Annotated in this window: 31 protein-coding genes; 15 read left to right on the forward strand and 16 right to left on the reverse strand. The window is 31.6% G+C overall.

Translation table 11 applies throughout. The features are described from left to right. Positions 1-975 carry a D-alanine--D-alanine ligase gene (locus tag RG22_RS12435; protein WP_034043747.1) on the reverse strand — a complete coding sequence of 325 codons (975 nt, stop codon included), beginning with the start codon at positions 973-975 and terminating at the stop codon, positions 1-3. A gap of 139 nt (positions 976-1,114) precedes the next feature. On the opposite strand from RG22_RS12435, the gene RG22_RS12440 reads away from it, so the two are divergent. Beyond that, the gene (locus RG22_RS12440; protein ID WP_034043750.1) at positions 1,115-1,675 is read left to right on the forward strand and encodes a PASTA domain-containing protein; all 561 of its coding nucleotides are present in this window, start codon (positions 1,115-1,117) and stop codon (positions 1,673-1,675) included. Positions 1,676-1,714: 39 nt separating this feature from the next. Beyond that, the gene (locus RG22_RS12445; RefSeq protein WP_034043752.1) at positions 1,715-2,752 is read left to right on the forward strand and encodes an RluA family pseudouridine synthase; all 1,038 of its coding nucleotides are present in this window, start codon (positions 1,715-1,717) and stop codon (positions 2,750-2,752) included. 223 nt (positions 2,753-2,975) lie between these two features. Here RG22_RS12445 and RG22_RS12450 read toward each other — a convergent pair whose 3' ends face one another. After that, positions 2,976-3,461 (reverse strand): VOC family protein, encoded by a 486-nt coding sequence (locus tag RG22_RS12450; RefSeq protein ID WP_244462149.1) that lies wholly within the window; start codon positions 3,459-3,461, stop codon positions 2,976-2,978. Positions 3,462-3,545: 84 nt separating this feature from the next. Beyond that, a complete protein-coding gene (locus RG22_RS12455) occupies positions 3,546-4,361 on the reverse strand; it encodes an AraC family transcriptional regulator (protein WP_034043758.1) in 816 nt (271 codons plus the stop codon). 213 nt (positions 4,362-4,574) lie between these two features. On the opposite strand from RG22_RS12455, the gene yaaA reads away from it, so the two are divergent. Both yaaA and RG22_RS12465 read left to right on the forward strand, forming a co-directional pair. Beyond that, the gene (gene yaaA, locus RG22_RS12460; RefSeq protein WP_034043760.1) at positions 4,575-5,333 is read left to right on the forward strand and encodes a peroxide stress protein YaaA; all 759 of its coding nucleotides are present in this window, start codon (positions 4,575-4,577) and stop codon (positions 5,331-5,333) included. Between the two features lie 4 nt (positions 5,334-5,337). Beyond that, positions 5,338-6,069, forward strand: coding sequence for a hypothetical protein (locus tag RG22_RS12465; RefSeq protein WP_156113383.1), 732 nt, complete (start codon positions 5,338-5,340; stop codon positions 6,067-6,069). A 3-nt stretch (positions 6,070-6,072) separates the two neighbouring features. Here RG22_RS12465 and RG22_RS17690 read toward each other — a convergent pair whose 3' ends face one another. After that, on the reverse strand, positions 6,073-6,207 hold the full coding sequence (locus tag RG22_RS17690; RefSeq protein WP_081997721.1) for a 30S ribosomal protein THX: 135 nt from the start codon (positions 6,205-6,207) through the stop codon (positions 6,073-6,075). A gap of 169 nt (positions 6,208-6,376) precedes the next feature. Between RG22_RS17690 and RG22_RS12470 the strand changes: the two genes are divergently transcribed. Beyond that, positions 6,377-7,057, forward strand: a complete 681-nt coding sequence (locus RG22_RS12470) for a uracil-DNA glycosylase family protein (protein ID WP_034043764.1) — start codon at positions 6,377-6,379, stop codon at positions 7,055-7,057. A 9-nt stretch (positions 7,058-7,066) separates the two neighbouring features. Here the strand turns inward: RG22_RS12470 and RG22_RS12475 are convergent, their stop codons facing one another. After that, positions 7,067-8,131 (reverse strand): alkaline phosphatase D family protein, encoded by a 1,065-nt coding sequence (locus tag RG22_RS12475; protein WP_081997722.1) that lies wholly within the window; start codon positions 8,129-8,131, stop codon positions 7,067-7,069. A 185-nt stretch (positions 8,132-8,316) separates the two neighbouring features. On the opposite strand from RG22_RS12475, the gene RG22_RS12480 reads away from it, so the two are divergent. Genes RG22_RS12480 through RG22_RS12490 form a run of 3 tightly spaced genes read left to right on the forward strand, consistent with a single transcriptional unit; the run spans position 8,317 to position 10,058 of the window. Further along, positions 8,317-9,612 (forward strand): DEAD/DEAH box helicase, encoded by a 1,296-nt coding sequence (locus tag RG22_RS12480; protein WP_034043766.1) that lies wholly within the window; start codon positions 8,317-8,319, stop codon positions 9,610-9,612. A 5-nt stretch (positions 9,613-9,617) separates the two neighbouring features. Beyond that, a complete protein-coding gene (locus tag RG22_RS12485) occupies positions 9,618-9,833 on the forward strand; it encodes a DUF6500 family protein (RefSeq protein ID WP_034043768.1) in 216 nt (71 codons plus the stop codon). Continuing rightward, complete coding sequence (locus tag RG22_RS12490; RefSeq protein ID WP_034043771.1) at positions 9,834-10,058, forward strand: VF530 family protein; 225 nt, start codon at positions 9,834-9,836, stop codon at positions 10,056-10,058. A 42-nt stretch (positions 10,059-10,100) separates the two neighbouring features. Here RG22_RS12490 and RG22_RS12495 read toward each other — a convergent pair whose 3' ends face one another. From RG22_RS12495 to RG22_RS12535, 9 genes are all read right to left on the reverse strand, one after another. Further along, positions 10,101-11,006, reverse strand: coding sequence for a peptidylprolyl isomerase (locus RG22_RS12495; RefSeq protein ID WP_034043774.1), 906 nt, complete (start codon positions 11,004-11,006; stop codon positions 10,101-10,103). Between the two features lie 20 nt (positions 11,007-11,026). Further along, complete coding sequence (locus RG22_RS12500) at positions 11,027-11,473, reverse strand: tRNA (cytidine(34)-2'-O)-methyltransferase (protein ID WP_034043777.1); 447 nt, start codon at positions 11,471-11,473, stop codon at positions 11,027-11,029. Next, on the reverse strand, positions 11,473-12,237 hold the full coding sequence (gene trpA / locus RG22_RS12505) for a tryptophan synthase subunit alpha (protein ID WP_034043780.1): 765 nt from the start codon (positions 12,235-12,237) through the stop codon (positions 11,473-11,475). Before trpA ends, RG22_RS12500 begins: the two co-directional genes overlap by 1 nt. A gap of 414 nt (positions 12,238-12,651) precedes the next feature. Beyond that, entirely contained in the window at positions 12,652-13,833 is a 1,182-nt protein-coding gene (gene trpB / locus RG22_RS12510) for a tryptophan synthase subunit beta (protein ID WP_034043782.1), read from the reverse strand. A 68-nt stretch (positions 13,834-13,901) separates the two neighbouring features. After that, positions 13,902-14,552: a phosphoribosylanthranilate isomerase gene (locus RG22_RS12515; RefSeq protein ID WP_034043785.1), complete on the reverse strand. Its 651-nt coding sequence runs from the start codon at positions 14,550-14,552 to the stop codon at positions 13,902-13,904. Then, on the reverse strand, positions 14,549-15,334 hold the full coding sequence (gene trpC / locus RG22_RS12520; RefSeq protein WP_034043788.1) for an indole-3-glycerol phosphate synthase TrpC: 786 nt from the start codon (positions 15,332-15,334) through the stop codon (positions 14,549-14,551). The genes RG22_RS12515 and trpC overlap by 4 nt, the downstream gene beginning before the upstream one ends. After that, positions 15,331-16,323 (reverse strand): anthranilate phosphoribosyltransferase, encoded by a 993-nt coding sequence (trpD, locus tag RG22_RS12525; protein ID WP_034043791.1) that lies wholly within the window; start codon positions 16,321-16,323, stop codon positions 15,331-15,333. The genes trpC and trpD overlap by 4 nt, the downstream gene beginning before the upstream one ends. A 3-nt stretch (positions 16,324-16,326) precedes the next feature. Continuing rightward, on the reverse strand, positions 16,327-16,893 hold the full coding sequence (locus RG22_RS12530; RefSeq protein WP_034043794.1) for an anthranilate synthase component II: 567 nt from the start codon (positions 16,891-16,893) through the stop codon (positions 16,327-16,329). Between the two features lie 2 nt (positions 16,894-16,895). Beyond that, positions 16,896-18,293, reverse strand: a complete 1,398-nt coding sequence (locus RG22_RS12535) for an anthranilate synthase component I family protein (protein WP_034043797.1) — start codon at positions 18,291-18,293, stop codon at positions 16,896-16,898. Positions 18,294-18,557: 264 nt separating this feature from the next. On the opposite strand from RG22_RS12535, the gene RG22_RS12540 reads away from it, so the two are divergent. The 7 genes from RG22_RS12540 (at position 18,558) to RG22_RS12570 (ending at position 23,164) form a co-directional block, all read left to right on the forward strand. Beyond that, the gene (locus RG22_RS12540; RefSeq protein ID WP_034046050.1) at positions 18,558-19,103 is read left to right on the forward strand and encodes a TlpA disulfide reductase family protein; all 546 of its coding nucleotides are present in this window, start codon (positions 18,558-18,560) and stop codon (positions 19,101-19,103) included. A gap of 6 nt (positions 19,104-19,109) precedes the next feature. Beyond that, positions 19,110-19,730 carry a thioredoxin family protein gene (locus tag RG22_RS12545; protein ID WP_034043800.1) on the forward strand — a complete coding sequence of 207 codons (621 nt, stop codon included), beginning with the start codon at positions 19,110-19,112 and terminating at the stop codon, positions 19,728-19,730. Positions 19,731-19,879: 149 nt separating this feature from the next. Next, the gene (locus RG22_RS12550) at positions 19,880-20,197 is read left to right on the forward strand and encodes a rhodanese-like domain-containing protein (RefSeq protein WP_034043803.1); all 318 of its coding nucleotides are present in this window, start codon (positions 19,880-19,882) and stop codon (positions 20,195-20,197) included. Positions 20,198-20,206: 9 nt separating this feature from the next. Then, the gene (locus RG22_RS12555; RefSeq protein WP_034043806.1) at positions 20,207-20,608 is read left to right on the forward strand and encodes a rhodanese-like domain-containing protein; all 402 of its coding nucleotides are present in this window, start codon (positions 20,207-20,209) and stop codon (positions 20,606-20,608) included. A 195-nt stretch (positions 20,609-20,803) separates the two neighbouring features. Further along, the gene (locus RG22_RS12560) at positions 20,804-21,574 is read left to right on the forward strand and encodes a hypothetical protein (RefSeq protein ID WP_034043809.1); all 771 of its coding nucleotides are present in this window, start codon (positions 20,804-20,806) and stop codon (positions 21,572-21,574) included. A gap of 207 nt (positions 21,575-21,781) precedes the next feature. Further along, entirely contained in the window at positions 21,782-22,093 is a 312-nt protein-coding gene (locus RG22_RS12565; protein WP_034043812.1) for a hypothetical protein, read from the forward strand. Positions 22,094-22,270: 177 nt separating this feature from the next. Beyond that, positions 22,271-23,164: an IS982 family transposase gene (locus RG22_RS12570; RefSeq protein ID WP_034041773.1), complete on the forward strand. Its 894-nt coding sequence runs from the start codon at positions 22,271-22,273 to the stop codon at positions 23,162-23,164. Positions 23,165-23,195: 31 nt separating this feature from the next. Here RG22_RS12570 and RG22_RS12575 read toward each other — a convergent pair whose 3' ends face one another. Further along, positions 23,196-24,032 (reverse strand): GIN domain-containing protein, encoded by an 837-nt coding sequence (locus RG22_RS12575; RefSeq protein WP_052143727.1) that lies wholly within the window; start codon positions 24,030-24,032, stop codon positions 23,196-23,198. Between the two features lie 159 nt (positions 24,033-24,191). Next, on the reverse strand, positions 24,192-24,920 hold the full coding sequence (locus RG22_RS12580) for a head GIN domain-containing protein (protein ID WP_052143728.1): 729 nt from the start codon (positions 24,918-24,920) through the stop codon (positions 24,192-24,194). Between the last annotated feature and the right edge of the window lie 67 nt (positions 24,921-24,987).

Raw genomic sequence — 24,987 nt, forward strand, 5'->3', positions numbered from 1 at the left:
TTATCTTAAAGCTTCTTCAATAGCATTGTCAAATAATTTTGTTAAAGAAATGTTTGCTGCTGCTGCTTGTTGTGGTAATATACTTTCTCTAGTTAATCCAGGAATGGTGTTTACCTCTAGTAAATGAGGTTCACCGTTTTTAAAAATATATTCGCTACGGCTAAAGCCTTTCATTTTTAAAATCTCGTATACTTTTTTAGCTACTGTATTTACTTTTTCTTTCTGCTCTTTGCTTAATCGGGCAGGTGTAATTTCTTGAGACTTACCTAAATATTTTGCTTCGTAATCAAAAAAATCATTTTCGGTTACTATCTCGGTAATAGGTAGCACTTTAGTTTCTCCTTTATAGCTAATAACGCCAACAGATACTTCGGTACCATCTAAAAACGATTCAATAATAATCTCATCATCTTCTTTAAAAGCGATATCAATAGCGTTTTTTAAATCTTCTTTCTTGTGTACTTTAGTAATGCCAAAACTACTACCAGCTTTATTGGCTTTTACAAAACAGGGCAAGCCAACTTTTGTAATTATTGCATCTTCATTTATAATGTCTCCTAAGTTTATATAAAACGATTCGGCAGTTTTAATACCATAAGGTTTTAATGTGCTTAAGCAATCTCGCTTATTATAAGTTAAAGTAGCTTGATACATACCGCAACTGGTATGTGGCATATTTATTAATTCGAAATAACCTTGCATAAAGCCATCTTCTCCTGGAGATCCGTGAATAGCATTGAAAACACAGTCGAAAGTGATTTTTTTATTTTTAACGGTAACAGAAAAATCATTTTTATCAATAGGGAATTCAGCATCATTAACATCAACATAAACCCATTTGTCTTTAAAAATATGGATTCTGTATGCGTTATATTTTGATGCGTCTAAAGTTTCAAAAACCACGTTTCCACTTTTTAATGAGATCTTGTATTCGCTAGAATAACCTCCCATAATGATAGCAATATTTTTTTTCATTGATGTATAAATAATTTGTCTGTCAGTCTAAAATCTACAATAAAACGTATCTATTAATAGTTAAGCTAAAATATCATATATATTGCAAAAGAAAAAACAGTTCTGTTTTTATATATTTGCGTATCGAAAATTATAATACATGAGCATTATTAAATTTCTTGTAAGTAAAACATTTTTATTACAAATTGCTTTGGCAATTGTAGCATTGGTGGTTTTTTGTTTTATCATGTTATCGTGGTTAAAATCTTCTACAAATCATGGAGAATTTGAAACTGTACCAGACTTAACAGGAAAATCTATAAGTGTTGCAGAGATTGAATTAAAAGAAAATAATTTGGTGATGCAAATTCAAGATTCTGCAAATTTTAATCCTAATTACCCAAAATTTTCGGTAATAGAGCAAGATCCAGCAGTTGGAACAAAGGTTAAGAAGGACAGAAAAATTTACATCACACTAAACCCATCTGGTTACAGAAAAGTAAGAGTTCCTAATTTATTAGAAAGCACGTTACGACAAGCAAAACCAACCTTAGAAGCTTTAGAGTTTAAAGTGGGGAAACTCACTTATGTTGATAATATAGGTAAAGATATTGTGCTTAAAATGCAACATAAAGGCAAAACCATACAAGCTGGTGATATGTTGCCTAAAACAGAAAAAATTGATTTAGTTCTTGGTAATGGTAATCGACCATCAAATTAAGAATTAATTACAGACTTCAATACGCATTGATTCAATAAAATGGAAGATTATACACCACAATTACCCGACGAGGATAATTTATACGAGCATTATTCTTTTACGGTAGATAAAGGGCAAACGCCTTTGCGTATAGATAAATATTTAATGAATTTCGTCGAAAATGCAACGCGAAATAAAATTCAAGCGGCCGCAAAAAACGGCAGTGTTTTTGTAAATGGCGAGCCTGTAAAATCGAATTACAAAGTAAAACCTTTTGATAAAATTCGTGTGCTTTTTGCGCATCCGCCTTTTGAAAATTTATTGGTTGGAGAAGATTTAGATATAGATGTAGTTTATGAAGATGATACCCTATTGGTAGTAAATAAACAAGCAGGAATGGTAGTGCATCCAGGCCATGGGAATTACTCCGGGACACTTATAAATGGATTAATATACAGATTCGATAATTTACCAAACAATTCTAGTGAACGACCAGGATTAGTACATAGAATTGATAAAGATACTAGCGGACTTTTAGTGGTTGCCAAGACTGAAAAAGCGATGACTCATTTGTCGCTACAATTTGCCGAAAAAACCAGCGAGCGTGAATATGTAGCGATTGTTTGGGGCAATATGGAAGACGATGAAGGTACAGTTGAAGGCAACATTGGCAGACATCCTAAAAATCGATTACAAAACACTGTTTTTCTTGATGATGAAGCCGATAAAGGCAAACCAGCCGTAACACATTACAAAGTTTTAGAGCGTTTGGGTTACGTAACTTTGGTGTCTTGTAAGTTAGAAACTGGCAGAACTCACCAAATACGTGTACACATGAAACACATTGGGCATACCTTATTTAACGATGCCCGCTACGGAGGCGAAAAAATATTAAAAGGCACCACGTTTACCAAATACAAACAGTTTGTCGATAATTGTTTTAAAGTGTTGCCACGACAAGCATTACATGCTAAAACATTAGGTTTTAAGCACCCAAAAACAAATGAGTTTATGCGTTTTGAAACCCCAATTCCAGACGATATGCAACAGTGTATTGAAAAATGGAAAACCTATTCTAAGCATCAAGAGATAGAGTAGTTTTCTATAATCCGAAACTGTCACACTGAGCGAAGTTGAAGTGTTGTTTCTGTATCTTATCAAATAATTTAATAATTAGTATTTGGACGTTACCACAAGGGTAAGCTTGAGTTTGTCTTGAGCGGAATAGAAGGGCTACAATCCTTAACGTACTTATTTGCTAAGCAGATGTTTATAAATGAAGTTGCTTTTTTTGAGAGGTTCGTTTTTTTTTTTTTTTGGTTTAGTTTGGAGAGTGCAGACCAATTTTATTCCCTTCCGAATCAAGAAATATTCCGAAATATCCACTTTCATCTGCGTGAAGGGTTTTTGGAACAATGATTTTTCCTCCATTTCTCTCAACCTTATCCAGAATAATTTGAAGATTGTCTCCGCCATTTAGATATATGGTTACTCCATCAGCCGAAGGTTGGTAACCTTCCCCTTTTATAATAACACCTGTAACCATTTGTCCTTCATATGGAAATATACCCATTTGCATTTCTGGTATATCCATTTTTTCAATGTTAATGTCTAAAATTGCTTGATAAAAATCGACCGCTCGTGAGATTTCTGTAGCTGGAATTTCAAAAATGGAAATAAAACTTTTCATATGGTTTGTTGTTTGTGTTATGTTTAAATCACCCTGTTGCTTTTCGGAATCAGATTTGGTTTGACTATTGCAAGTGATAATACTAAAGGATAGTATTAAGGCAGTATATAGTATCATCTTATTCATATTGTCCTATTTAGATTGACAATACAAATTTCGATTACCTACGAAAGCTAAAATTGTAAAAATGCGACAAGCTATCTATTTGTAGAAAAGAGTAGAAAGAGCCATACTTTCATTGCCTAAAAACTCTTTTGGGTTAATTCCGGTAAACTCCTTAAAGTCTTTAGTAAAATGTGCTTGGTCGAAATATTCACTTTCATACGCAATGCTAGTTAGGTTTTCTGTTTTTTTGTTCAGCAACATTTTTAAGGCAGTTTGTAACCGGATTACTTTACCTAACTGTTTTGGGCTAACACCAATTTGTTTTATAAAATTTCTTTCGAGTTGTCTTCTTTTGGATAAGTCTTCTTTAAGGATTGTGCTTATCGAAGCACTTCCCTTTGTTAACAAAAGGGCGTCAATTGTCATTTTTACAATGTTGTCAATAGTGGGTTTTTCATTTAGCTTACCTAAAAGAAAGTTTTCTACGATTTCAATTCGTTGTTTACTGTCTGTTGCTTGAATTATTTTTTGCTCTAATTCTTTAGCAGTGTTTTTTTCAAACAATAATTCTATTGGTGTTTCTTTATTTGCTAAATTTTTAATAGGTATTGTTACGAAGTTGGCAAACCCATAAGGGTAAAATCTAATTGCAAATGTATTGACGTAACCTGTTGGTTTAATATAAAATGGTTCAATGGTTTGTCCTAGTACCATTGCACGAGGTTGTAGGATAAATTCATTTTGAGAAGTATATCGCTTTATATCATCTCCAAGAATAAATGCCATTTCAATACAACCATCAGGTATAATACGCTGTCTTTTTACATCCTTTTCGGCAGGAGCTTCTAAAGTCCAGTAACAACTTACAAGGGATTCTAAATCTGGATGCGGTTGGAATGTTTGATAGTTCATTAATAGAATGGTGGTTTTTTCAGAATGACGCACAATGGAAAGATAAAGTTCCGTTTCAATGAACTTTATCGGATGTTAAACGAAGGTATCGCTTTTTTCTGGCAAAGTCAAGAATATCAATTCCATTTATAACGACATTGTAAATAATTGTTAACTTACATTTTAAATGTAAATTAGTAATTGTAAATTTGATTTTATATAAATGCATTGTCAATGAAGCTTGTTTTATCACCAGCAAAATCTCTAGATTTTGAAACCCAAATACCAATACATTATGTTACCGAAGCTTGTTTTTTAAAACAAGCTGAACGTTTAAATAAATTGCTCAAAAAAAAATCGGCAAAAAGCTTATCTAAGCTTATGAAAATTTCAGATAATTTAGGGCAATTAAATTACGAGCGCAATCAAAATTGGCAACTCCCTTTTACAAAAAATAATGCGCGACAAGCTATTTATGCTTTTAGTGGCGATGTGTATAGAGGTTTGGATGCTTATAATATTCCAAAAGAAAAAATAGAAACGCTTCAAAATACCGTGCGTATTATTTCGGGGTTGTACGGCTTGTTAAAACCAACCGATTTAATACAACCGTATCGTTTAGAAATGGGAACAAAATTCCCTGTGGGTAAAAATAAAAACCTCTATGAGTTTTGGCGAAAAACCATTACTGAGGCATTAAATGAAGAATTGCAAGACGATGAGTTGTTTTTAAATTTAGCAAGCAACGAGTATTTTAAAGCCATAGATATTAAAGCGTTAAAAGTGCCAGTAATTACTGCTAATTTTAAAGATTTTAAAAACGGTGAGTATAAAATGATTATGACGTTTGCTAAACAAGCACGCGGTTTTATGGCACGTTATGTTATAGATACCAATGCAAAAACTATAGATGATTTAAAAGCATTTAATTACGAAGGCTATAATTTTAGCGAACCTATGAGTACAGAAACCGAACTTGTTTTTATCCGATAATTTGATGGTTTACTATTTAATAATTGCGCTTCAAGTATTTTGTGTTTACCATCTATATAAAAACAGAAGACCTTATTATTGGGTTTTTGTAATTATATTTTTGTCACTTATTGGTTGTATCATATACTTAATAACTCAGGTTTATAATAAACGCGATGCAGAAAAAATTACTAGTGAAATCACACATATTATAAATCCAACTAAAAAAATTAATGATTTAGAGAAACAGCTTCAGTTTTCAGAATCCTATCAAAACCGAGTTAATTTAGCCGATGCTTATTTAGAGATTAAAGATTATAATAGTGCTATTCCTCATTATTTAGAAGCTTTAGAAGGAAATATGCAAAATGATTTTTATGTAATTATACAATTAATTAAAGCTTATTTTAATATTGAAAATTATAAAAATGTTGTTTTATATGCCGAAAAAATAAAAGAACACTCTGAGTTTAAAAAATCGAAATCACAATTTTTATACGGTTTAGCTTTAGAAAAACTTGGAGAGTTTGAAGCTGCTGAAACCAATTTAAGAGCCATCGATATTCGCTATTCATTTTATAACGAACGCTTAGTATTGGCTAAATTTTTAATAAGCAGACAAAAAGAAGCAGAAGCCAAAGATATTTTAGAAGAAATACAAACAGAATCTCAACACATGACTAAACCCAATAAAAGATTATTTAAAGCAACCATACAAGACGTTGAAAAGCTGTTAACTACTATGAATAATAGTTAATTTTTATTTAGGCTGTGCTTTATTGCCAACATTAATTTTGGTTTCAATTGATGGTTTCTTTTTAATTCTTGGTCGTCTAGCACCAAAAGTACCTCTGTTTATTTTACCCCGTTTTGTTTTTTTATCGCCTTTTCCCATAATTTTATTCCCACGAAAGTGGGAAACCCATTTTATTAAACTTAATTTTGAAAATACAAAATTTTATAGTTTTGAACAAATTATTTGTCTGTCATTCCTGCGTAGTCAGGAATCCATTTTTTATAATAGTTTCAATTAATAAGATTCCTGCCTTTGCAGGAATGACAATATGTTTAAACACAAACACCCATACAAACCATTTATTCAAAAAGATACGACTAAATTAATAGTGGGTACATTGCCACCACCTCGATTTTCGACAGGCGAACTTTTAGAAAAAGACGTCGATTTTTGTTACGGAAGTTATTACAATTCACTGTGGTTATTTATTGATAAAATTCATAATTTAAAGTTGCGATACGATACCTCCAACGAAGCTATTGAAGAACGTAAACAATTCTTAATACAACACAAAATAGGTGTTTGCGATATTGTTGAAAGTGCAGAACGCAAAAAGATTGACGCTTCCGATTTAGGGATGCAAAACATTAAACTGCGCGATGTTATTGGTTACTTAAAGCAATACCCAAATATTGATACTTTATTATTTACTGGCGGAAATAGTAAAAACGGACCAGAATATTTTTTTAGAAAACATATAAAAGATTACAATATTAAATTAGAATTGGTGAATAATGAAGTGCCACGAATCCATAAATTTAAACTACCTGTCAGGTTGAGCGCAGTCGAAACCTCAATAAGAATAATCAAAACTGTGTCATTAACTTCAGGTTCGGGTGCAGCAAATATTTCTATAAGTAGATTACCACTTTACAAACAATTAAAAGCTAAAAACCCCAAATTCAATACTTTTGATTTTAGAGTGATGCAGTATCGGGATTTTCTTTAGTGTTTTTTGCTAAAAAGCTGTTATGTCTTTAAGTTTTACAGTGTATTCTATTCTTTGATTATCGTTAATATCCCAAGTTTCCATCTTAAGATCTGTATTATTTTTATTCCAATTAATTGTGATTAACCCAAAATGATTATCCATTATCGGACCTTCTATTCTGTTATTGTTTGGTGTTGCAAAGTGCCAAGTAGAAGAGAGCCCGCTCGATGTAAAGTCGTATATAGGATAAAAGTCTGTCTCTAATTTTGAAATTTCTGAGTAATGTACATCACCAGAAATAAATAAAACACCATTGGCTTTGGTTGACCTAATCAAATTTAACACACGCTCTTGCTCATGCGGAAAATTAGCCCAAGCTTCATAGCCATTCCATTCAATTCCAAATTGTGTTCCTGTTCCTATTATTCGTATATCTGCTGGTTTTTGTAATTCTTTTTCTAACCAAATCCATTGTTCTTCTCCTAATAGAGTGGCATCATTAGTTGTATGAGGCGTATAGTCTTTACCATAAAAACCGAATCTTCTTTCATTATCTTTTTCACCATTATAGGACAATAAACTATCACGAAATGTTCGCCCGTCCAATAAAATAATTTGCAACTTGTTTTCACCATAATCATAGCTGTAAGAATGATAAATGCCTTTATGTTGTCTTCTAGAAGAGGAATCAGGTTCTTCAAAAAAATCTAAAAAAATGTCTTTTGATTCTTCTTTAAAAGGATATTCTTTTCCGGCATCATTCCAACCAAAATCATGGTCATCCCAAGTGGCAAGAATGGGTGTGTTTTTCTTTAAATTTTTATAAGTTGGTTTTGTGCCTAATAAATTATACTTATACTTAAGTGTATCCATGTTTTTTGTATCACCATAAATATTATCGCCTAAAAAAATAAATAAATCAGGATTATGATTAACGATGTTATTAAAGATGGTTAACTCGTCTGTTTGATGACCACAAGAGCCAAAAGCAATTTTTGTTGTATGGCTAGCACTAACTGCACGCTTGCTATCTGTTTTACAGGATAAAAAAAATAACATTAATAAGAGTATTGCAAAAAAAGATCTATTCATATCTATGTTTTTAATTTTTTCTATAGATTATAGCAAACGAAGTTACCAATTTTCTATAACAACCAAAAGTATTTATGAGCAAGCAGAAAATAAGCTGTACCTTTGCCGCTTAATAAAAAAGAGGTGGTATGTAATTTATAGATTGTCATCTCAATAGTCCAAAACGGACTTATCAAACACAATATATGTCATTTAACTCTTTAGGCTTATCCGAAGCCTTGCTAAAAGCTATTAGCAAAAAAGGATACACAACCCCAAGTCCAATTCAAGAAAAAGCAATTCCACCTATTTTAGAAGGGAGAGATGTTTTAGCCTCGGCGCAAACAGGAACAGGGAAAACAGCAGGTTTCACATTACCACTTTTGCATATACTTTCTGAAAATCCAAAAGAGAAATTTAGACCCATTCGCGCTTTAATTTTAACACCAACGCGTGAATTAGCAGCTCAAGTTTATGCTAATGTTAAAGAGTACAGCGAGTTTTTAAATTTAAGAAGTGCCGTTATTTTTGGAGGCGTAAACCAAAAACCACAAGCAGCAACCATTCGTCAAGGTATAGATATTTTAGTAGCGACCCCAGGACGTTTATTAGATTTGCAAAATCAAGGATTACTATCGTTAAAACGCATAGAGATTTTGGTTTTAGATGAAGCAGATAGAATGTTAGATATGGGTTTTTTACGTGATATTGAACGTATTATGAAAATGATGCCAGAAAAACGTCAAAATTTGATGTTTTCGGCAACGTTTTCAAAAGATATTAGAAAACTAGCGCATGGGATTTTAAATCAGCCTATACAAGTTGAAGCTACTCCAGAAAATACTACTGTTGATGCTATTAGTCAGAAAATATATCGAGTTGCCAAAGGTTTAAAAGCAGGATTGATTATTAAATTGATTTCTGATGGCAATTGGAAACAAGTTTTAGTATTTACTAGAACAAAACATGGTGCAAATAATCTTTGTAAAAAGATGGTTAGTGCAGGAATTACGGCTGCAGCAATTCACGGAAACAAAAGTCAAGGCGCAAGAACGAAAGCATTAGCAGGTTTTAAAAGTGGAAGCGTTCGCGTTTTGGTAGCAACCGATATTGCAGCTCGTGGTTTAGATATTCCGTTATTACCCCATGTAGTAAATTTTGAATTGCCAAATATCTCTGAAGATTATGTACATAGAATTGGTAGAACTGGTAGAGCAGGTGCTAGTGGAGAAGCTATTTCTTTAGTTAGTGCAGATGAAACGACTTACTTGCGAGACATTGAAAAACTTATAGATATAAAACTTCCTGTGGAAATTATGGAAGGTTTTGAGCCTGATCCAAATGCATCTACTAAACCTGAAAAAAAACAACAACGTCAAGGAGGAAATAGATCTAGAAATAATTCAAATTCAAGAAACTCAAATTCTAGCGGACAAAAAAGTAATAATTCTAGACGTCCAAAACGTAGTAACGACAGAAACTCCAATAATAATAGACGTTAATTGTTATGAGGAATTTTTTAAAAGAAAAAATTATTGAAGTTTGTAATCGTAAAATAGAACAAAAGGGAACAAATGTTGGTTTATCATTTTATGCTTTTTTTGCTAATAAAAATGATGACCCAGAATTGTTAATGGAAGCTGCAACGTGGTGGATTTTAACCGAAAAGTTAGACCATTTTGAAAAGGCAGTAAAGATTAAAAAATTAGTTTCAGATTTATAAATGGAAACGCAACCCAACAATCCATTACACGGTATAAAATTAGAGCAAATTATAAACGATTTGGTTGTGCATTACGGTTGGGAATATATGGGGTATACCATTAAAATTAAATGTTTTACAGATAGTCCTTCGGTAAAATCTAGCTTAAAATTTTTACGACGTACGCCTTGGGCAAGAACTAAAGTAGAGAATATGTACTTGAAGATGTTGAAGAATAATCAGTAAAATTTCGAATTTTGGTTTAGCGTTATTAAGAATGTTTTGTTTTTAATATGATATTCTTTTAATCATTCTTCCAGATATTATTCGTACATCATTAATTGGTTTGCCATCATCATTTGTTTTTATTCCTGCAATACTATCAACGATATTCATTCCTTTAACTACCTCTCCAAAAATGGTGTAATTTTGATCTAAGTGTGGTGCTCCTCCAATAGTTTTATAAACTTCACGATGAGCCTCGGGAAGCTCATATTTCTTTATGGTTTCAAATTCATTATTTGCTAACGAATCAATATTGTATAAGTCAATCTTACTTTTTAGAGAATTGAGTAATAATGTATCTTTTTCGGTATAATTTTCCTTGTTTAACAGATCTAATTTTTCTTTCAAATTTACGTATTCATCTATATCCGTACTTATTGTTGGTATATTAATTACATTATTAAACGCTATTTGTTTATTAATTTTTTCTAAAGCAATGTTTAATGTGCTGTCAACATAAGGGCCTCTTTGTACGATATAAAATTGAAATCCACTTGATAAACGATTCCGATTGAATATATGTCCTGTTCTCGCAGCACCTAAAGCACCACGTTTGTGAAATAGATTAGGTTTAATTTCTGCTTCAATAGTATACGATAATTCTGGATCTCCATCCCCTTTGAATACTTCGGAAGGTTTTGTTGTTGGATTTCCTCCTTGAATAACAAAATTTTCAAGTACCCGATGAAAAGCGATACTATCATAAAATTTTTGACTTACTAGTTTGATAAAATTATTGCGATGCATTGGTGTTTCATCAGATAAGCGCATAATAATAGTGCCATAATCGGTGATCATTTCAACATCTTTTGTGAGGTCACTTTTCATAACACCTTCTTCAATTTGTTTGTCACATCCAAAGAGAATTAATAAAAGGCATCCAAAAATAAATGTTGTTGCTAGTTTCATAGTTGTAAATCTTACTAGAGTTAGTGTTTCAAGCCTTCATAAACTACAATACTTACTGCATTTGCTAAATTCAAACTTCTTACATGCTTGCTATACAGAGGTATTTTATATAATTTATCAGGATGTATTTTTGTAATAGATTTTGGTAAACCAACCGATTCTTTTCCGAAAACTAAAAACATATTATCCCCAAATGGGATATCCCAATGGTTTTGCGTGCCATGGCTTGATAAAAACACCATGTTTTCATCTTTATTTATTTCGAGGAATTGTTCGATACTATCATAATACGTAACAGATAAATGTTGCCAATAATCTAAACCAGCACGTTTTAACCGCGAATCATCAATTTCAAAGCCAAAAGGTTTTACTAGATGTAAATTACATCCAGAGCCTAAAGCTAATCGGCCAATGTTTCCTGTGTTGTTAGGGATTTCGGGTTCTATTAAAACAATGTTTAAAGCCATTAATTTAAGATTGAATCTACAAATTTATCAATACTATTAACACCTTCATTTGTAACATGCTTTACAAAAGCACTCCCAATAATAGCGCCTTTTGCATATTGCGTAGCTTGAGTAAAAGTTTCATTATTACTTATTCCGAAACCTATAATTTGAGGGTTGCTTAAATTCATATCTGCAATGCGTTTAAAGTACTGTGTTTGCTCATCTCCAAAACCAGATTGAGCCCCCGTGGTGCTAGCACTACTAACCATATAAATAAATCCGTTTGAAATAGAGTCAATATATCTAATACGTTCGTCACTGGTTTGAGGTGTAATTAAGAATACATTTATTAATCCGTATTTCTCAAAAATAGCTTGATATTCATCATGATACACATCAACAGGTAAGTCAGGAATAATTAAACCATCTATACCTATTTCTTGACATTTTTTACAAAAAGCCTCAACCCCATATTGAAACATAGGATTAAAATAGCCCATTATAATTAGCGGAATACTAACAGTTCTTCTTATATCTTTTAGTTGATTAAAAAGCACCTCGGTAGTCATACCATTTTGCAAAGCTTGAGTAGAACTCGCTTGAATAGTTGGGCCATCGGCTAATGGGTCGCTAAATGGTAAGCCTATTTCTATCATATCGACCCCGTTTTTTTCTAAATCTTGAATGATTGAAACGGTATTGTTGATGTTTGGATAACCTGCCGTAAAGTATATGGATAGTAATTTTTTGTTTTCTTGTAATTTTTGATTTATTCTATTCATTTTTGTTATTCCTGCGAAGGCAGGAATCTGTTTTTAGTTAATCTTTTTTTATTTCTTTCTGTTCATTTTGTCTTGATACAAAACGAACCAAAAAATCAAGTCCAAGCCGAGGAATTTTTCATCCCGATTTTGTAGGGATGAAAACCGATTTGAAAACTCCGCGTCGAACTTTGTTCTCCTGTTCTCGGAGCTTTTCTTCATCTATTCTGCACCTTGGCTTTCAATTATGCGAATTGATTTAGGACTTTTCTTTTGTTATTTTATTTTCTAATCTCAAATTTATAGCTTTCTTAATTCTTAATTCTTAATTTTAAACTAGTTCTGGTTTTGCGTTAGGGATTGATGCGGTATCCTTTTGCTTTTTTGCAAAAAAAACATAGCAGAAAGCCCGACCCTTGTGGTAACGCCATAATTCTAAATCTTAAAATAATCAATGTAATTCTCTAAATCTTTATCGCCACGCCCAGATAAACTTACTACAATAACATCGTTTGGTTTAAAGGTTTTCTGCTCGAAAATAGCTAAAGCGTGCGAACTTTCAATAGCCGGAATGATGCCTTCTAATTTGCATAATTCTAAGCCTGCTTTCATTGCATCATCATCTGTAATGGCCATGAATTCTGCACGCTCTGTTTTGCACAAATGCGCATGCATGGGGCCAACACCCGGATAATCTAATCCTGCCGAAATGGAATACGGTTCGGTAATTTGTCCGTCGTTAGTTTGCATTAAAAGTGTTTTGCAACCGTGGATAATACCTTCTTTCCCTAAAACAGATGTTGCTGCGCTTTCGCCAGAATCTACACCTAAACCAGCGGCTTCAACTGCTATTATTTTTACATCTTTTTCATGTAAATAATGATAATAGGTACCAGCTGCATTACTGCCACCGCCAATACAGGCTACTACATAATCTGGATTTTCTCTGCCTTCGTGCTCTTTAAGTTGCCATTTAATTTCTTCCGAAATCACAGCTTGAAAACGTGTTACCATATCTGGATAGGGATGCGGGCCAATAGCTGAACCGATAATGTAATGTGTGTTTACGGGGTTGTTAATCCAATCTCGAATAGCTTCGTTGGTGGCGTCTTTTAGGGTGCGACTTCCAGACAGCGCAGGAACTACTTTAGCTCCGAGCATTTTCATTCTGGCCACGTTTGGCGCTTGTCGTGCAATATCAATTTCGCCCATATAAACAATGCATTCAAGTCCCATTAATGCGCAAACGGTAGCAGTTGCAACACCGTGTTGTCCTGCGCCAGTTTCGGCAATAATTCTGGTTTTGCCCAAACGTTTTGCCATAAGGATTTGCCCAATGGTATTGTTTATTTTATGTGCACCAGTATGATTTAAATCTTCGCGTTTTAAATATATTTTGGTGTTATATTTTTCTGAAAGGCGTTTTGCAAAATAGAGTGGCGAAGGGCGACCTACATAATCTTTTAGAAGTTGGTTAAACTCCTTTTGAAAACTGGGTTCTGCCATAACCTTCAAATAGTTTTGGCGTAACTCTTCTACATTTGGATATAGCATTTCGGGGATGAATGCGCCTCCAAATTCGCCGTAATAGCCTTTTTCGTTTACGTTGTAATTCATAATTTATGTCATTCCCTCGAAGGAGGGAATCTGTTTAATTATTGTTTCTATTTATAATGGATTCTGCATCAAGTGCGGAATGACAAATGTTTTTTAAATTCTTTTAAATCTTCAATATTTTTTAATCCAGGTTCTATTTCAAATTTACTATTCACGTCTAAAGCGTAACAATATTTTGAAGCTTTACTTTGTTGAAATTTTTTAATGTATTCAATTTGCTTTAACCCAATACCTCCACTTAAAAAGAAAGGTTTAGTTGATGGGTAATCGTTTAAAACATTCCAATCAAATGTATAGCCGTTGCCCCCTGGTAATTTTCCTTTGGTATCGAATAAAAAATAATCGCAAACATTTTCATACGGTTTTAATGATTCGAAATTGAATTCGTCTTTGATTGAAAATACTTTGATTATTTCGATTTGATGTGATGCTGAAACGAGTTCAGCATGACGTAATGCATTACAATATTCTGGTGATTCACTACCGTGTAATTGAACTGCCTGTAAATTATGGGTGTTTATTTTTTCTAATACGAAATCTAATTCTGCATCAACAAAAACACCTGTTTTTTTTATTGATTTTGGTAATTTTGGAATATGGTTTGCATTAAAATTCCTTGCAGATTTTTCATAAAAAATAAATCCAAGATAATCGGGTTGCAATGCTGCAACTTGTTCAATGTTTTCTTGATATTTCATTCCGCAAACCTTTAATTTCATTTTTTTAAGGTTTTAATAAACTTGGTTGCACTTGCTCCTGGATTATCTGTTTTCATAAAGTTTTCACCTATTAAAAATCCTTGGTAGCCATAAAGCTGTAATTCTTTGATAGATTCAATATTGCTAATGCCACTTTCAGATACTTTTACAAAATCATCTGGAATAAGTTTGCTTAATGTTTTGCTAGTTTCTAAGCTAACATCAAAGGTTTTTAAGTTTCTATTGTTAACACCTAACATGTCTAAACTTGGCATGATAGATTTATGCAATTCTTCTACGTTATGTACTTCTAAAAGTACATCGAGATTTAGGCTTTTTGCAAATTCAGAGAACTTCTTGATTTCGTTTTTTGATAGAATTGCTGCAATTAAAAGAATAACATCTGCTCCATAAGCTTTAGCTTCTAATAATTGATATTCATCAATAATGAATTCTTTTCTTAATAAAGGTAGGTTGCAACTTGCGCGAGCCGTGAGTAAGTCATCTAAAGAGCCACCAAAATATTTGCCATCTGTTAAAACAGACATACCGCAAACACCAGCATTTTCATATCCTTTAGCTACGTCTTGAACATTTAATGTGTTATTAATAACAGATTTTGAAGGTGAGCGTCGTTTGTGTTCTGCAATAATTCCTGAGCTACTTTGTCGTAATTTTTCAGCAAGTGAAATATTTTTTCTTTCAAATAAAACAGATTGTTCTAATTGAGAAATAGGAATTAAGCCTTTTCGTAAATTAACTTCTACGCGTTTGTCAATAACAATTTTATCTAGAATATTCATTTACTCAATTCAATTAATGTGTCTAAACTCTTTTTTGCTTTACCTGAAAGCAATGATTTTTTAGCCAATTCAAAGCCTTCTTTATGGCTAATTTGTTTTGTAGTAGCAATTGCTAAACCGGCATTGGCACAAACAACATGGTTTTGTGGTTCGGTTCCTTTTCCGCTAATGACATTTAAAAATATTTTTGCGGCATCATCAACGGTGTTACCTCCAAAAATAGATTCTTGCTTTATTTGTGAAATACCTAAATCCTCAGGTGAAAACATGATTTCAGAATGATTTGAAATCACTTTTGTTTTTCCTGTAAGAGATATTTCATCATAGCCATCTAACGCATGTACAATACTATAATTTTTATCGGTTTGTTGGTATAAATAACCATACAAACGTTGTAATTCTAGATTAAAAACACCAACCATTTGATTTTTAGGAAACGATGGATTTACCATGGGACCTAGCATATTAAAAAATGTTTTTACACCTAATTCTCGACGGATTGGTGCTACGTTTTTCATAGCAGGATGAAATAAAGGCGCGTGTAAAACACAAATACCTGCTTTATCTATAGTACGTTTTAAAAAATCTTCGTTGTTTGAAAATTTAATTCCTAAATGTTCCATAACGTTTGACGAGCCGCAAGCAGAAGACACGCCATAATTACCATGTTTAGCAACTTTTATGCCTGCCCCAGCAGATACAAAAGAGGATAGTGTAGATATGTTAAAAGTATCTTTTCCGTCGCCACCAGTTCCACATAAATCAATAGCATTGAAGTCTTTTAAATCGATGGGGACGCATAATTCTAAAAGGGCATCTCTAAAACCTTGAAGTTCTTCAAGTGTTATACTTCGCATCATAAAAACGGTTAGAAATGAAGCAATTTGACTTTGATTATACATGCCGTTTGAGATGTTAACCAATACTTGTTTTGCTTCTTCGCTAGAGATGTTTTCGTGATTTATTAATCTGTTAAGTAATTGTTTCATAGCCTAAGAATTGATCCAATTTTCAAGAATTTGTTTTCCATTTGGAGTTAGTACAGATTCTGGATGATATTGCACGCCTTTTACATCATATTCTCTATGCCGTAAAGACATGACTTGTCCGTTTTCATCAAAAGAAGTGGCTTCTAAGCAATCTGGTAAATTTGAATTAACTACCCATGAGTGGTAACGCCCTACTTTGATGTTTTTTTCTAAACCTTTAAATAATAGTTCATCATCAACGGTAATATTTACTTTAGTGGCAACACCATGATAAACTTCATCTAAATTAATGAGTGAACCACCGAAAACTTCACCAATGGCTTGTTGCCCTAAGCAAACACCTAAAATGCTTTTTGTTGGCGCATATTTTTTTATAATTGCTTTTAGTAAACCTGCTTCGTCAGGAATACCAGGGCCTGGAGATAGTACAACTTTGCTGAAAGATTCAACGTCTTCTAATAGTAATTTATCGTTTCTAACAACGGTAACATCGCAGTTTAAATCTTCTAAATAATGTACAAGATTGTAAGTAAAACTATCGTAATTATCTATAACTAATACTTTCGTCATCTTTAAATATCTTCAGCTAATTTAATAGCTTTTGTTAATGCTCCTAATTTATTATATACTTCTTGTAGCTCGTTTTCTGGATTAGATTTAGATACTAATCCTGCGCCCGCTTGCCAATGTAGTTTATGATTTTTACTTAAAAAAGTTCGAATCATTATAGCGTGATTAAAGTTGCCTTCAAAATCCATAAACCCAATGGCACCACCATAAAAAGCACGACTTGTTTTTTCGTATTGTTCTATAAGTTGCATAGCGCGATGCTTTGGCGCACCACTTAAAGTACCGGCAGGAAAAGTGTCTGCAACTACTTGCATGGTTGAAGTTTTTTTATGTTTTTGTCCTGTAACTTTGCTTACCAAATGGATGACATGCGAAAAAAACTGAACCTCTCTATAAGTGTCTACTGTTACATTGTTCCCGTTTCGACTTAAATCATTTCTTGCTAAATCTACCAGCATTACGTGTTCTGCATTTTCTTTATCGTCTACCGCTAATTGTTTTGCTAATTCGGCATCTTTTAAATCATTTCCAGTACGTTTAAATGTACCTGCGATTGGGTGAATCTCTGCTTTTCCTTCGCTAACTATAAGTTGTGCTTCTGGCGAGCTTCCAAATATTTTAAAATTACCATAATCAAAATAGAATAAGTAAGGTGATGGATTTATACTTCGTAAAGCTCTGTATACATTAAACTCATCTCCTTTAAATTCTTGAGCAAAGTTTTTTGATAACACTAATTGAAATACATCACCTCGCGCACAATGTTTCTTTGCTAACTCAACATGGTTTTTATATTCATCGTCTGTTAAGTTTGATGTTATTTCTCCACTAGATTCAAAATTATAAGACGCAAAATTTCTGGCTTTTATTAAATGATCTATTTCATCAATGTTGCTTTCCGTATTAAAACAATGTGCAAAAATATAAGCTTCATTTTTAAAATGATTTATAGCAATGATATTTTGATACACAGCATAATAAACATCAGGAATGTTAATTGAGTTCTCTTTTTTTGAAATCTCAACATCTTCAAAATATCTAACAGCATCATAAGCTATGTAACCAAAAATCCCATTGTTAATAAATTTGAATTTTTCAGAAGTATCAGCTTTAAATCGTTTTGTAAATTGATGAATTTCTTCTGATACCTTAATAGTTTTGTTTATGTTTTTTGATGCCGAACTACCATCAGGAAATGTTTGAGAAATAACTTCATTTTCAACCTTAATTGACGCTATGGGGTTAAAACAGATGTATGAAAAACTATTGTCGTTAGCATGATAATCACTGCTTTCTAATAGAATACTGTTAGGATATTTATCCCTAATTTTAAGATAAATGCTTACAGGGGTAATCGTATCTGCAAGAATTTTTTTGTAATGTGTTGTTAGTTGATACATGTTTTTATATTAAAAAAGGCTTGTCGTGAATGACAAGCCTTTTTGATATTTTAAGTTTTAAATATACTAGGTTTTTACTTCACGAACGTAAGTTTGAAAAGCTCCACCACCAAGTATTATTTAAAATTGTATTCATTTATTTTGTTTTTAACTTGGTCAAATATAGAAATGAAAAAAGTATTACACAAAACTTTAGTTCATTTTTTGCATAAAAGTTTGTTAAACTATAATATTTGCAAGAAACTATTAATTAATTTTATAGGTATGAAATTTAATGTAATATTTATTGCAATACTAATAATATTTAGTTGCGCCAATAAAAGTAAGAAAACTGAAATTGTTATTAAAACTAGTAAAGAGGAAGTTGTTAGTAATAATAATGTTGAAAATTTTGATTTAGAAATTTACGATTATTCAGGTTTTGAAAAATTTTTAAATAAAAAAGACGACAAAGTTTATGTTATTAATTTTTGGGCAACTTGGTGTGCACCTTGTGTAAAAGAGTTGCCACATTTTGAAAAATTAAATGAGTATTATAAAAACAAAAATGTAGAAGTTATATTGGTAAGTTTAGATTTTCCGCATTTGTACGAAAAAAAATTAAAACCATTTATAAAAGAGAAGCAATTAAAATCTAAAGTGATTGCTTTAGATGATGCCGATATGAATTCTTGGATACCTAAAGTAGATAAAAGTTGGTCTGGGTCAATACCAGCAACAATAGTTTATAAAAATAATAAACGCAAATTTTTTGAGCAATCGTTTACTTATGAAGAACTAGAAAAGGAAATAACCCCATTTTTAAAATAAAAACATATGAAAAAAACAATTAAATTAATTTCAGCATTAGTAATTGTGCTAAGCGTAAGTGCTTTTACAATTGCCAGTACAAATATTGATGAGGGCTATAAAATTGGTGATGTGGCTGAAGATTTTTCGCTAAAAAACATCGATGGAAAGATGGTGTCATTAGCAAATTATAAAGACGCAAAAGGCTTTATCGTCATATTTACTTGTAATACTTGTCCTTATGCTGTTATGTACGAAGACAGAATTATAGCCTTAAACAATAAATATGCTAGTAAAGGTTACCCAGTAATTGCTATTATGCCAAATAATACAGTTAAAAAACCAGGTGATAATTTTGATGCCATGAAACAACGTGCAAAAGAGAAAGGATTTACTTTTCCATACTTAATTGATGAAGCACAAAGTGTTTACCCAAAATTTGGAGCCACTAAAACACCTCATGTATTTATTTTACAAAAAGGAGATGGTTTAAACATAGTTGAATATATTGGAGCCATTGATGATAACTACAAAGATGCTTCGGCAGTAAACACTAAGTATGTTGAAGATGCTGTAGATGCAATGCTAAATGGCGAAGAGGTTTCGCCAACCGAAACCAAAGCTATTGGTTGCTCTATTAAAGCTTAAAAAAAATGAAATTGATATTTTCGCTTTCGCGGAAATCTAAAAGAATATTAAAATTCGAAGTTTTTATACTTCGGATTTTTTTAGCCTTTATTTAAACAGATGTATTAAATTTGCAATACCAAAAAAGGATTAATTTCAAATTAAAAAAAATGGAACATTTAAGTCAAGAAGAATGGGTGTCGCAATTAGAAAGTGATGATAATGCGGTTATTATTGATGTAAGAACAGTTGATGAGGTAGCCGATGGAATTATTGCTAATGCCATCCATATAGATATTTACAAAGGACAAGAATTTATTAATGAAGTAGAAGCACTTGACAAAGATAAAAACTATTATGTGTACTGTAGATCAGGTAACAGAAGCGGACAAGCTTGTGGTATTATGAATCAACTAGGTTTTGAAAATGCTTATAATCTTGAAGGAGGTATTTTAGAATGGGAAGGCGATCTTGTAGATTTAGATTAAAATAATTAAATGAAACAGTTATTTATTTTAGTAGCATTTTTAGTTGTAACAACAATTATTGTTAGTTGTAATAAAAAATTAAAAAGCGATGCTAAAGTTGTATCGGCAGAAGATATTCAAACCCTTTTGCAAATAGATAATGTACAATTAATTGATGTTAGAACACCAAAAGAATTTAAAGAAGGATATATAGCCAACGCTCAAAATATAGATTTTTTATCATCTAATTTTGCAGAAAATATTAAAAAATTAGACAAAAATAAACCTTTAATTGTGTACTGCCGATCAGGGAAAAGAAGCACAAAAAGCATTAAAAAATTACTTGAGGCTGGTTTTACCGAAATATACAATTTAGAAGGCGGAATAATTAAATGGAAACACAAAGGATTTAAAGTAAATAGAAACCTTTAAAAGCTCTCAATTTTGAGGGCTTTTTTTATAAAGCTTTTTCATAACCAAATATTTAGTATATTTGGTTAACTCCAAATTGTGAGCCTTCATCTTAAATGATATATTTCATTTATTATAAAGTAAAACTCTCCTAAATCATTTTTAATAGTACACTATATAATAGTTATATAGTTAACCAACCAAATAATTTTGATTATGATTAAAAAAACAATTTCAGTAATGGCTGTTATTGCTATGGTTTTTAGTGCCACAGTAACAGTAAACGCCCAAGAAGACAAATCTTATACTATGTGGGAAAACATTTTGTTAACTCCAGATAATACTAAATTAAAAGTATTATCAGAAAATATGAGAAAGCATAATGCTGAATACCATAAAAAAGCTCCTCATACAGCAACCGTTTATAATATAGTTTCTGGACCCAATTCAGGTAAAATTATATGGCAAATGGGGCCTATGCATTATAAACATAATGATACACGACCAGGCGAAGGAGGACACGACGAAGATTGGAGAGATAACGTTATGCCATACATAAAAAAAATAAATACCATAGAGTATTGGACGCAAGACGATAAATTGTCTAATACCAGCATGTTAAAAGGAGAAAGTATTAAGTATCCGCTTTTATTTGTGAGAGTTGGTGAGATTGAAAAGGATCAAGTCTCATCCGTAAATCAATTTTATAAATATGTAAGTGAAACTATTAAAGCTATGGAAGGTGTTAATCCTTGGGGTTTGTATTTCAATGAATTTAGACAGGGTAATTTAGGACGTCATGTGGCTTCGGTAGGTTTTTATAAAAATTGGACAGCATTTGACGAAGAAGAAAATAATTTTAAGAAAACTTTTGAAAAAGTACACGGAGAAGAAAATTGGCAAATGTTTATAGATATGGCTAATAGAACTTTCTCAAATTCTTGGGATGAAATATGGTCATATAATAAACATATGAGCGGTCATTAATATAAATTTATAAGAAGGCTATAATCTACTTTAAAAAAAAACCTTTGATGCTTTTACGCATTTCAAAGGTTTTTTTTGCTTAATAATTCTTTCAACTACTTTTTGAGTACTTTAGCTTTTTTATTTTTAAGCATAGTTCTTTTTTTATATTTTTATTCAAAATAAGCTGAATATTAGCATTTAATAAACAACCTAAGAGAACAAGTTATGGAAAACGGCTTTGTAATATTATCAATAATAGCATTATTGTTTTTAAGTATATATGGATATACTTATGGTTCTGTTGCTTTAGCAAAAATTAAGCAAAAGAAAGCTGAAAAGAAAGAAATGATGCTTGAAGAAATTAAGCTTGAAGAAAGAAAAAGAAAGCAAGCCTTAAGAGATGAAAAGTTAAGAAAGCAAAATAAAAGACGCGAAGAAATTAAGCATGAACTTAAATTGCTTGAAGAAATTAAGCTTAATAATGATAAGTTGAATAAACTTCGAGTTGAAAAAATGAAGCAGAAAAAAGTAAGTTAAAATTCTACTATAAAGTTGAAAACGCGATGTTTTAATTTAAACATCGCGTTTTTTTATTTTGATTCTATCTATAAACCTGAGTTCGATTAATATTTAGGCATTTTTTATTAGTGAAAAAGATAGATTTTCAGTAAATTAAAGTTCTGATTTTCAATTTATTAATCTAAAAATCTATCTATGATAATCTACTCTAAAATTACTGAAATTTTCTGTCTTGTTGATGAATTTTGTAAAGAATATGACCAAATAGTCGATAAACATCTTTTGGGAAATCCTCCAAAACGTCCATCTGTTATGTCAAATAGCGAGGTGATCACTATTACCATTTTGTTTCAGCTCAGTGGTTTTAGAACCTTTAAGCACTTCTACATTTATTACCTGCAAAAGCATATGCGAGATGATTTTCCAGCTACAGTTTCATACAATAGATTTACAGAACTCATGCAGCAAAATCTCATGCCAATGACTTTGTTTTTAAAGACGTGCTGTTTAGGCGATTCTACTGGTATTTCTTTTGTGGATTCTACGCCTGTTAGAGTTTGTAAACCTAAACGAATCAAGAACAACAAAGTATTCAAAGGCATTGCAACTACCGGGAAATCCACTATGGGATGGTTCCATGGCTTTAAATTGCACATCGTTATAAATGATAAAGGCGAGATTCTAAACTTTACAATAACCCAAGCTAATGTTGATGATAGAACGCCACTAAAAAAGAAGTCTTTTTTAGATAAAATTTATGGTAAATTATACGCAGACAAAGGTTATGTCGGAAAAGATTTAATGCAATTGCTTTTTGCCGATGGATTGCATTTAATTACGCATATCAAAAACAATATGAAAAATTATTTAATGACAATGAGTGATAAAATTTTACTCAGAAAACGTTCTGTTATTGAAACGGTAAATGATGAACTCAAAAATATTTGTCAAATTGAACACTCTAGACATAGAAGCTTTACTAATTTCTTATCAAATATAGTTGCAGGCCTTATCGCATATAGCTTTTTGCCTAAGAAACCTTCTATAAAATATCAGACTGTAAAGTCTAATCAGTTGACTCTTTATTAATCGAACTCAGGTTATAAAACATATTTCATCGTTATTTTTCTCTTTTCTGAATTTTTGATGTGTCGGTAAATTTATCAATAATTATTTTAGGATTATTATATAAATAAAGTCCACTCGAACCCGATAATGAAATCTTTATATTATCTGTGACCTCCAGAGTAGCATTACTTGAAATCTCAGAAGTAAGCGTACAGTTTTTTACCGTAAAGTTCTTGGCATTAAACTGCGAGTTGTTATCCGTTCTCAACAATAAATTATCACTATTACCTTCAATTGATGCATTGGACCGCTGATATAAATCTGCTTTAAAGAACGGAGAATAAATTAAAGCCTCTAGTTTGCTATAACCATTTAAAACCATTTTGGTGCTATCTGCAGTTAAATTAAGTTTAACTTTTGATTTATCCAGACTTTCAATATTAAAGTTGTTTGATTGTATTGTTAATGAAGCTTTAGAATTCCCCGTTGTTTTAAGGCTAGCATTCGTTAAATCCATTGTAGCTAAAGAAAGAATTTCACCATTATCTCTGGTTTCAATATGGGTTAGTAAAGCATCATAGCTTACTTTTATATTCAATCGTTTTTTTGAAGTAATTCTTTTAGTCTTATTAAAAGTAAGCACATTATCACGTACACTAAAAGTTATAAATTCATGTAGATTTTCATCAGCTTCAACTTCAATTGATGGTACTTTATTGTATATAATTTCAATTTCAAAATCTTCATCAACAATTATGGTGTGGAATGAATTTATAGGCGTTTGTAATATGGTTACATTTCTGTTGCCTTTAATTTTTTCTGTGTTTTGTGATAGAGTTATAAAACAAATACTGAATATTAAGATAAGTGAGAGCAGTTTTTTATTCATTTTATTTATGAATTAATTATTAAACAGGTTGTGTTACTAATTAGACACATTTAAAGACGTATTGGTCACTAACAAATATAAAGCAAAAACCATCCCAAACTAGAATTTTAGTTTGGAATGGTTTGTAAATTAGTTGGTTATAAAGTTTGTTTTTTAATTTTATTGCTTTCTAACACTGCCAGATGAACTCTTATTTTTATTTACTTTTTCTGGGTTACCATAATATCTTATATCGCCACCACTGGTTGCTTTTGCAGTAAGTTCCTTTACTGTGTTTACGCTAATATCTGCGCCACTTGTGGCTTTAACTTGACTAGATTCAGCAATTAAATTTGATGCTTTAATATCGCTACCACTTGTAGCTTCGGCAATTAGTTTTTCAGTTTTACCAGACAACCTTAAATCGCTCCCACTAGTAGATTTACATTCTAATATAGATGTGTTTACTTCTAGTTTCATATCACTTCCGCTAGTAGAATTTAGTTTTAAGTGATTCGTTGTAATAGTATTTGTTGAATATACATCGCTCCCACTTGTTGAGGTAATTGCAGAAATGTTTTTAAAACTTACCATGACTTTCTTTGAAGTAGATTTACCAATATTTTCACTAGTATGAATTTTTAAAACGCCATCAACTACTTCAGTTATAATAAGATCGTGTAAATTCTCGTCTGCTTCAACAGTTATGCTTTCGCTGTTACTCTGTGTTAAATACACATTTAAACCTTCGGTGGCTTTAATGGCAGAAAATGGTTCATTAATTGTTCTTTCCTGAGTTTCCACATTACCATTACCACGAACACCAGAGTTCATATTTATATCAAAGTTGCATGAAAATAATGTTAAGCTTAATAGTGTAGCTACTATAATTTTTGTTAGTGTTGTCATAATTATTCGTTTTTTGATACTGAAACAAGTTCAGCACAGGTTGATGATTTTTATCTATTCAAATATC

The organism is Wocania ichthyoenteri Th78 (assembly GCF_000789235.1).
Classification (GTDB): domain Bacteria; phylum Bacteroidota; class Bacteroidia; order Flavobacteriales; family Flavobacteriaceae; genus Wocania_A; species Wocania_A ichthyoenteri.

Coding starts and splice junctions, on each gene's coding strand:
- trpB (WP_034043782.1), bottom strand. CDS start 13,833: ATGAATTACAACGTAAACGAAAAAGGCTATTACGGCGAATTTGGAGGC.
- RG22_RS12570 (WP_034041773.1), top strand. CDS start 22,271: ATGATAATCTACTCTAAAATTACTGAAATTTTCTGTCTTGTTGATGAA.
- RG22_RS12440 (WP_034043750.1), top strand. CDS start 1,115: ATGAGCATTATTAAATTTCTTGTAAGTAAAACATTTTTATTACAAATT.
- RG22_RS12535 (WP_034043797.1), bottom strand. CDS start 18,293: ATGTATCAACTAACAACACATTACAAAAAAATTCTTGCAGATACGATT.
- RG22_RS12450 (WP_244462149.1), bottom strand. CDS start 3,461: ATGATACTATATACTGCCTTAATACTATCCTTTAGTATTATCACTTGC.
- RG22_RS12555 (WP_034043806.1), top strand. CDS start 20,207: ATGAAACAGTTATTTATTTTAGTAGCATTTTTAGTTGTAACAACAATT.
- trpD (WP_034043791.1), bottom strand. CDS start 16,323: ATGAAACAATTACTTAACAGATTAATAAATCACGAAAACATCTCTAGC.
- RG22_RS12560 (WP_034043809.1), top strand. CDS start 20,804: ATGATTAAAAAAACAATTTCAGTAATGGCTGTTATTGCTATGGTTTTT.
- RG22_RS12475 (WP_081997722.1), bottom strand. CDS start 8,131: ATGAATAGATCTTTTTTTGCAATACTCTTATTAATGTTATTTTTTTTA.
- RG22_RS12490 (WP_034043771.1), top strand. CDS start 9,834: ATGGAAACGCAACCCAACAATCCATTACACGGTATAAAATTAGAGCAA.
- RG22_RS12500 (WP_034043777.1), bottom strand. CDS start 11,473: ATGGCTTTAAACATTGTTTTAATAGAACCCGAAATCCCTAACAACACA.
- RG22_RS12495 (WP_034043774.1), bottom strand. CDS start 11,006: ATGAAACTAGCAACAACATTTATTTTTGGATGCCTTTTATTAATTCTC.
- RG22_RS12540 (WP_034046050.1), top strand. CDS start 18,558: ATGAAATTTAATGTAATATTTATTGCAATACTAATAATATTTAGTTGC.
- yaaA (WP_034043760.1), top strand. CDS start 4,575: ATGAAGCTTGTTTTATCACCAGCAAAATCTCTAGATTTTGAAACCCAA.
- RG22_RS12530 (WP_034043794.1), bottom strand. CDS start 16,893: ATGACGAAAGTATTAGTTATAGATAATTACGATAGTTTTACTTACAAT.
- RG22_RS12580 (WP_052143728.1), bottom strand. CDS start 24,920: ATGACAACACTAACAAAAATTATAGTAGCTACACTATTAAGCTTAACA.
- RG22_RS12470 (WP_034043764.1), top strand. CDS start 6,377: ATGTTTAAACACAAACACCCATACAAACCATTTATTCAAAAAGATACG.
- trpA (WP_034043780.1), bottom strand. CDS start 12,237: ATGAATAGAATAAATCAAAAATTACAAGAAAACAAAAAATTACTATCC.
- RG22_RS12435 (WP_034043747.1), bottom strand. CDS start 975: ATGAAAAAAAATATTGCTATCATTATGGGAGGTTATTCTAGCGAATAC.
- RG22_RS12575 (WP_052143727.1), bottom strand. CDS start 24,032: ATGAATAAAAAACTGCTCTCACTTATCTTAATATTCAGTATTTGTTTT.
- RG22_RS17690 (WP_081997721.1), bottom strand. CDS start 6,207: ATGGGAAAAGGCGATAAAAAAACAAAACGGGGTAAAATAAACAGAGGT.
- RG22_RS12515 (WP_034043785.1), bottom strand. CDS start 14,552: ATGAAATTAAAGGTTTGCGGAATGAAATATCAAGAAAACATTGAACAA.
- RG22_RS12545 (WP_034043800.1), top strand. CDS start 19,110: ATGAAAAAAACAATTAAATTAATTTCAGCATTAGTAATTGTGCTAAGC.
- RG22_RS12485 (WP_034043768.1), top strand. CDS start 9,618: ATGAGGAATTTTTTAAAAGAAAAAATTATTGAAGTTTGTAATCGTAAA.
- RG22_RS12455 (WP_034043758.1), bottom strand. CDS start 4,361: ATGAACTATCAAACATTCCAACCGCATCCAGATTTAGAATCCCTTGTA.
- RG22_RS12445 (WP_034043752.1), top strand. CDS start 1,715: ATGGAAGATTATACACCACAATTACCCGACGAGGATAATTTATACGAG.
- trpC (WP_034043788.1), bottom strand. CDS start 15,334: ATGAATATTCTAGATAAAATTGTTATTGACAAACGCGTAGAAGTTAAT.
- RG22_RS12550 (WP_034043803.1), top strand. CDS start 19,880: ATGGAACATTTAAGTCAAGAAGAATGGGTGTCGCAATTAGAAAGTGAT.
- RG22_RS12480 (WP_034043766.1), top strand. CDS start 8,317: ATGTCATTTAACTCTTTAGGCTTATCCGAAGCCTTGCTAAAAGCTATT.
- RG22_RS12565 (WP_034043812.1), top strand. CDS start 21,782: ATGGAAAACGGCTTTGTAATATTATCAATAATAGCATTATTGTTTTTA.
- RG22_RS12465 (WP_156113383.1), top strand. CDS start 5,338: ATGGTTTACTATTTAATAATTGCGCTTCAAGTATTTTGTGTTTACCAT.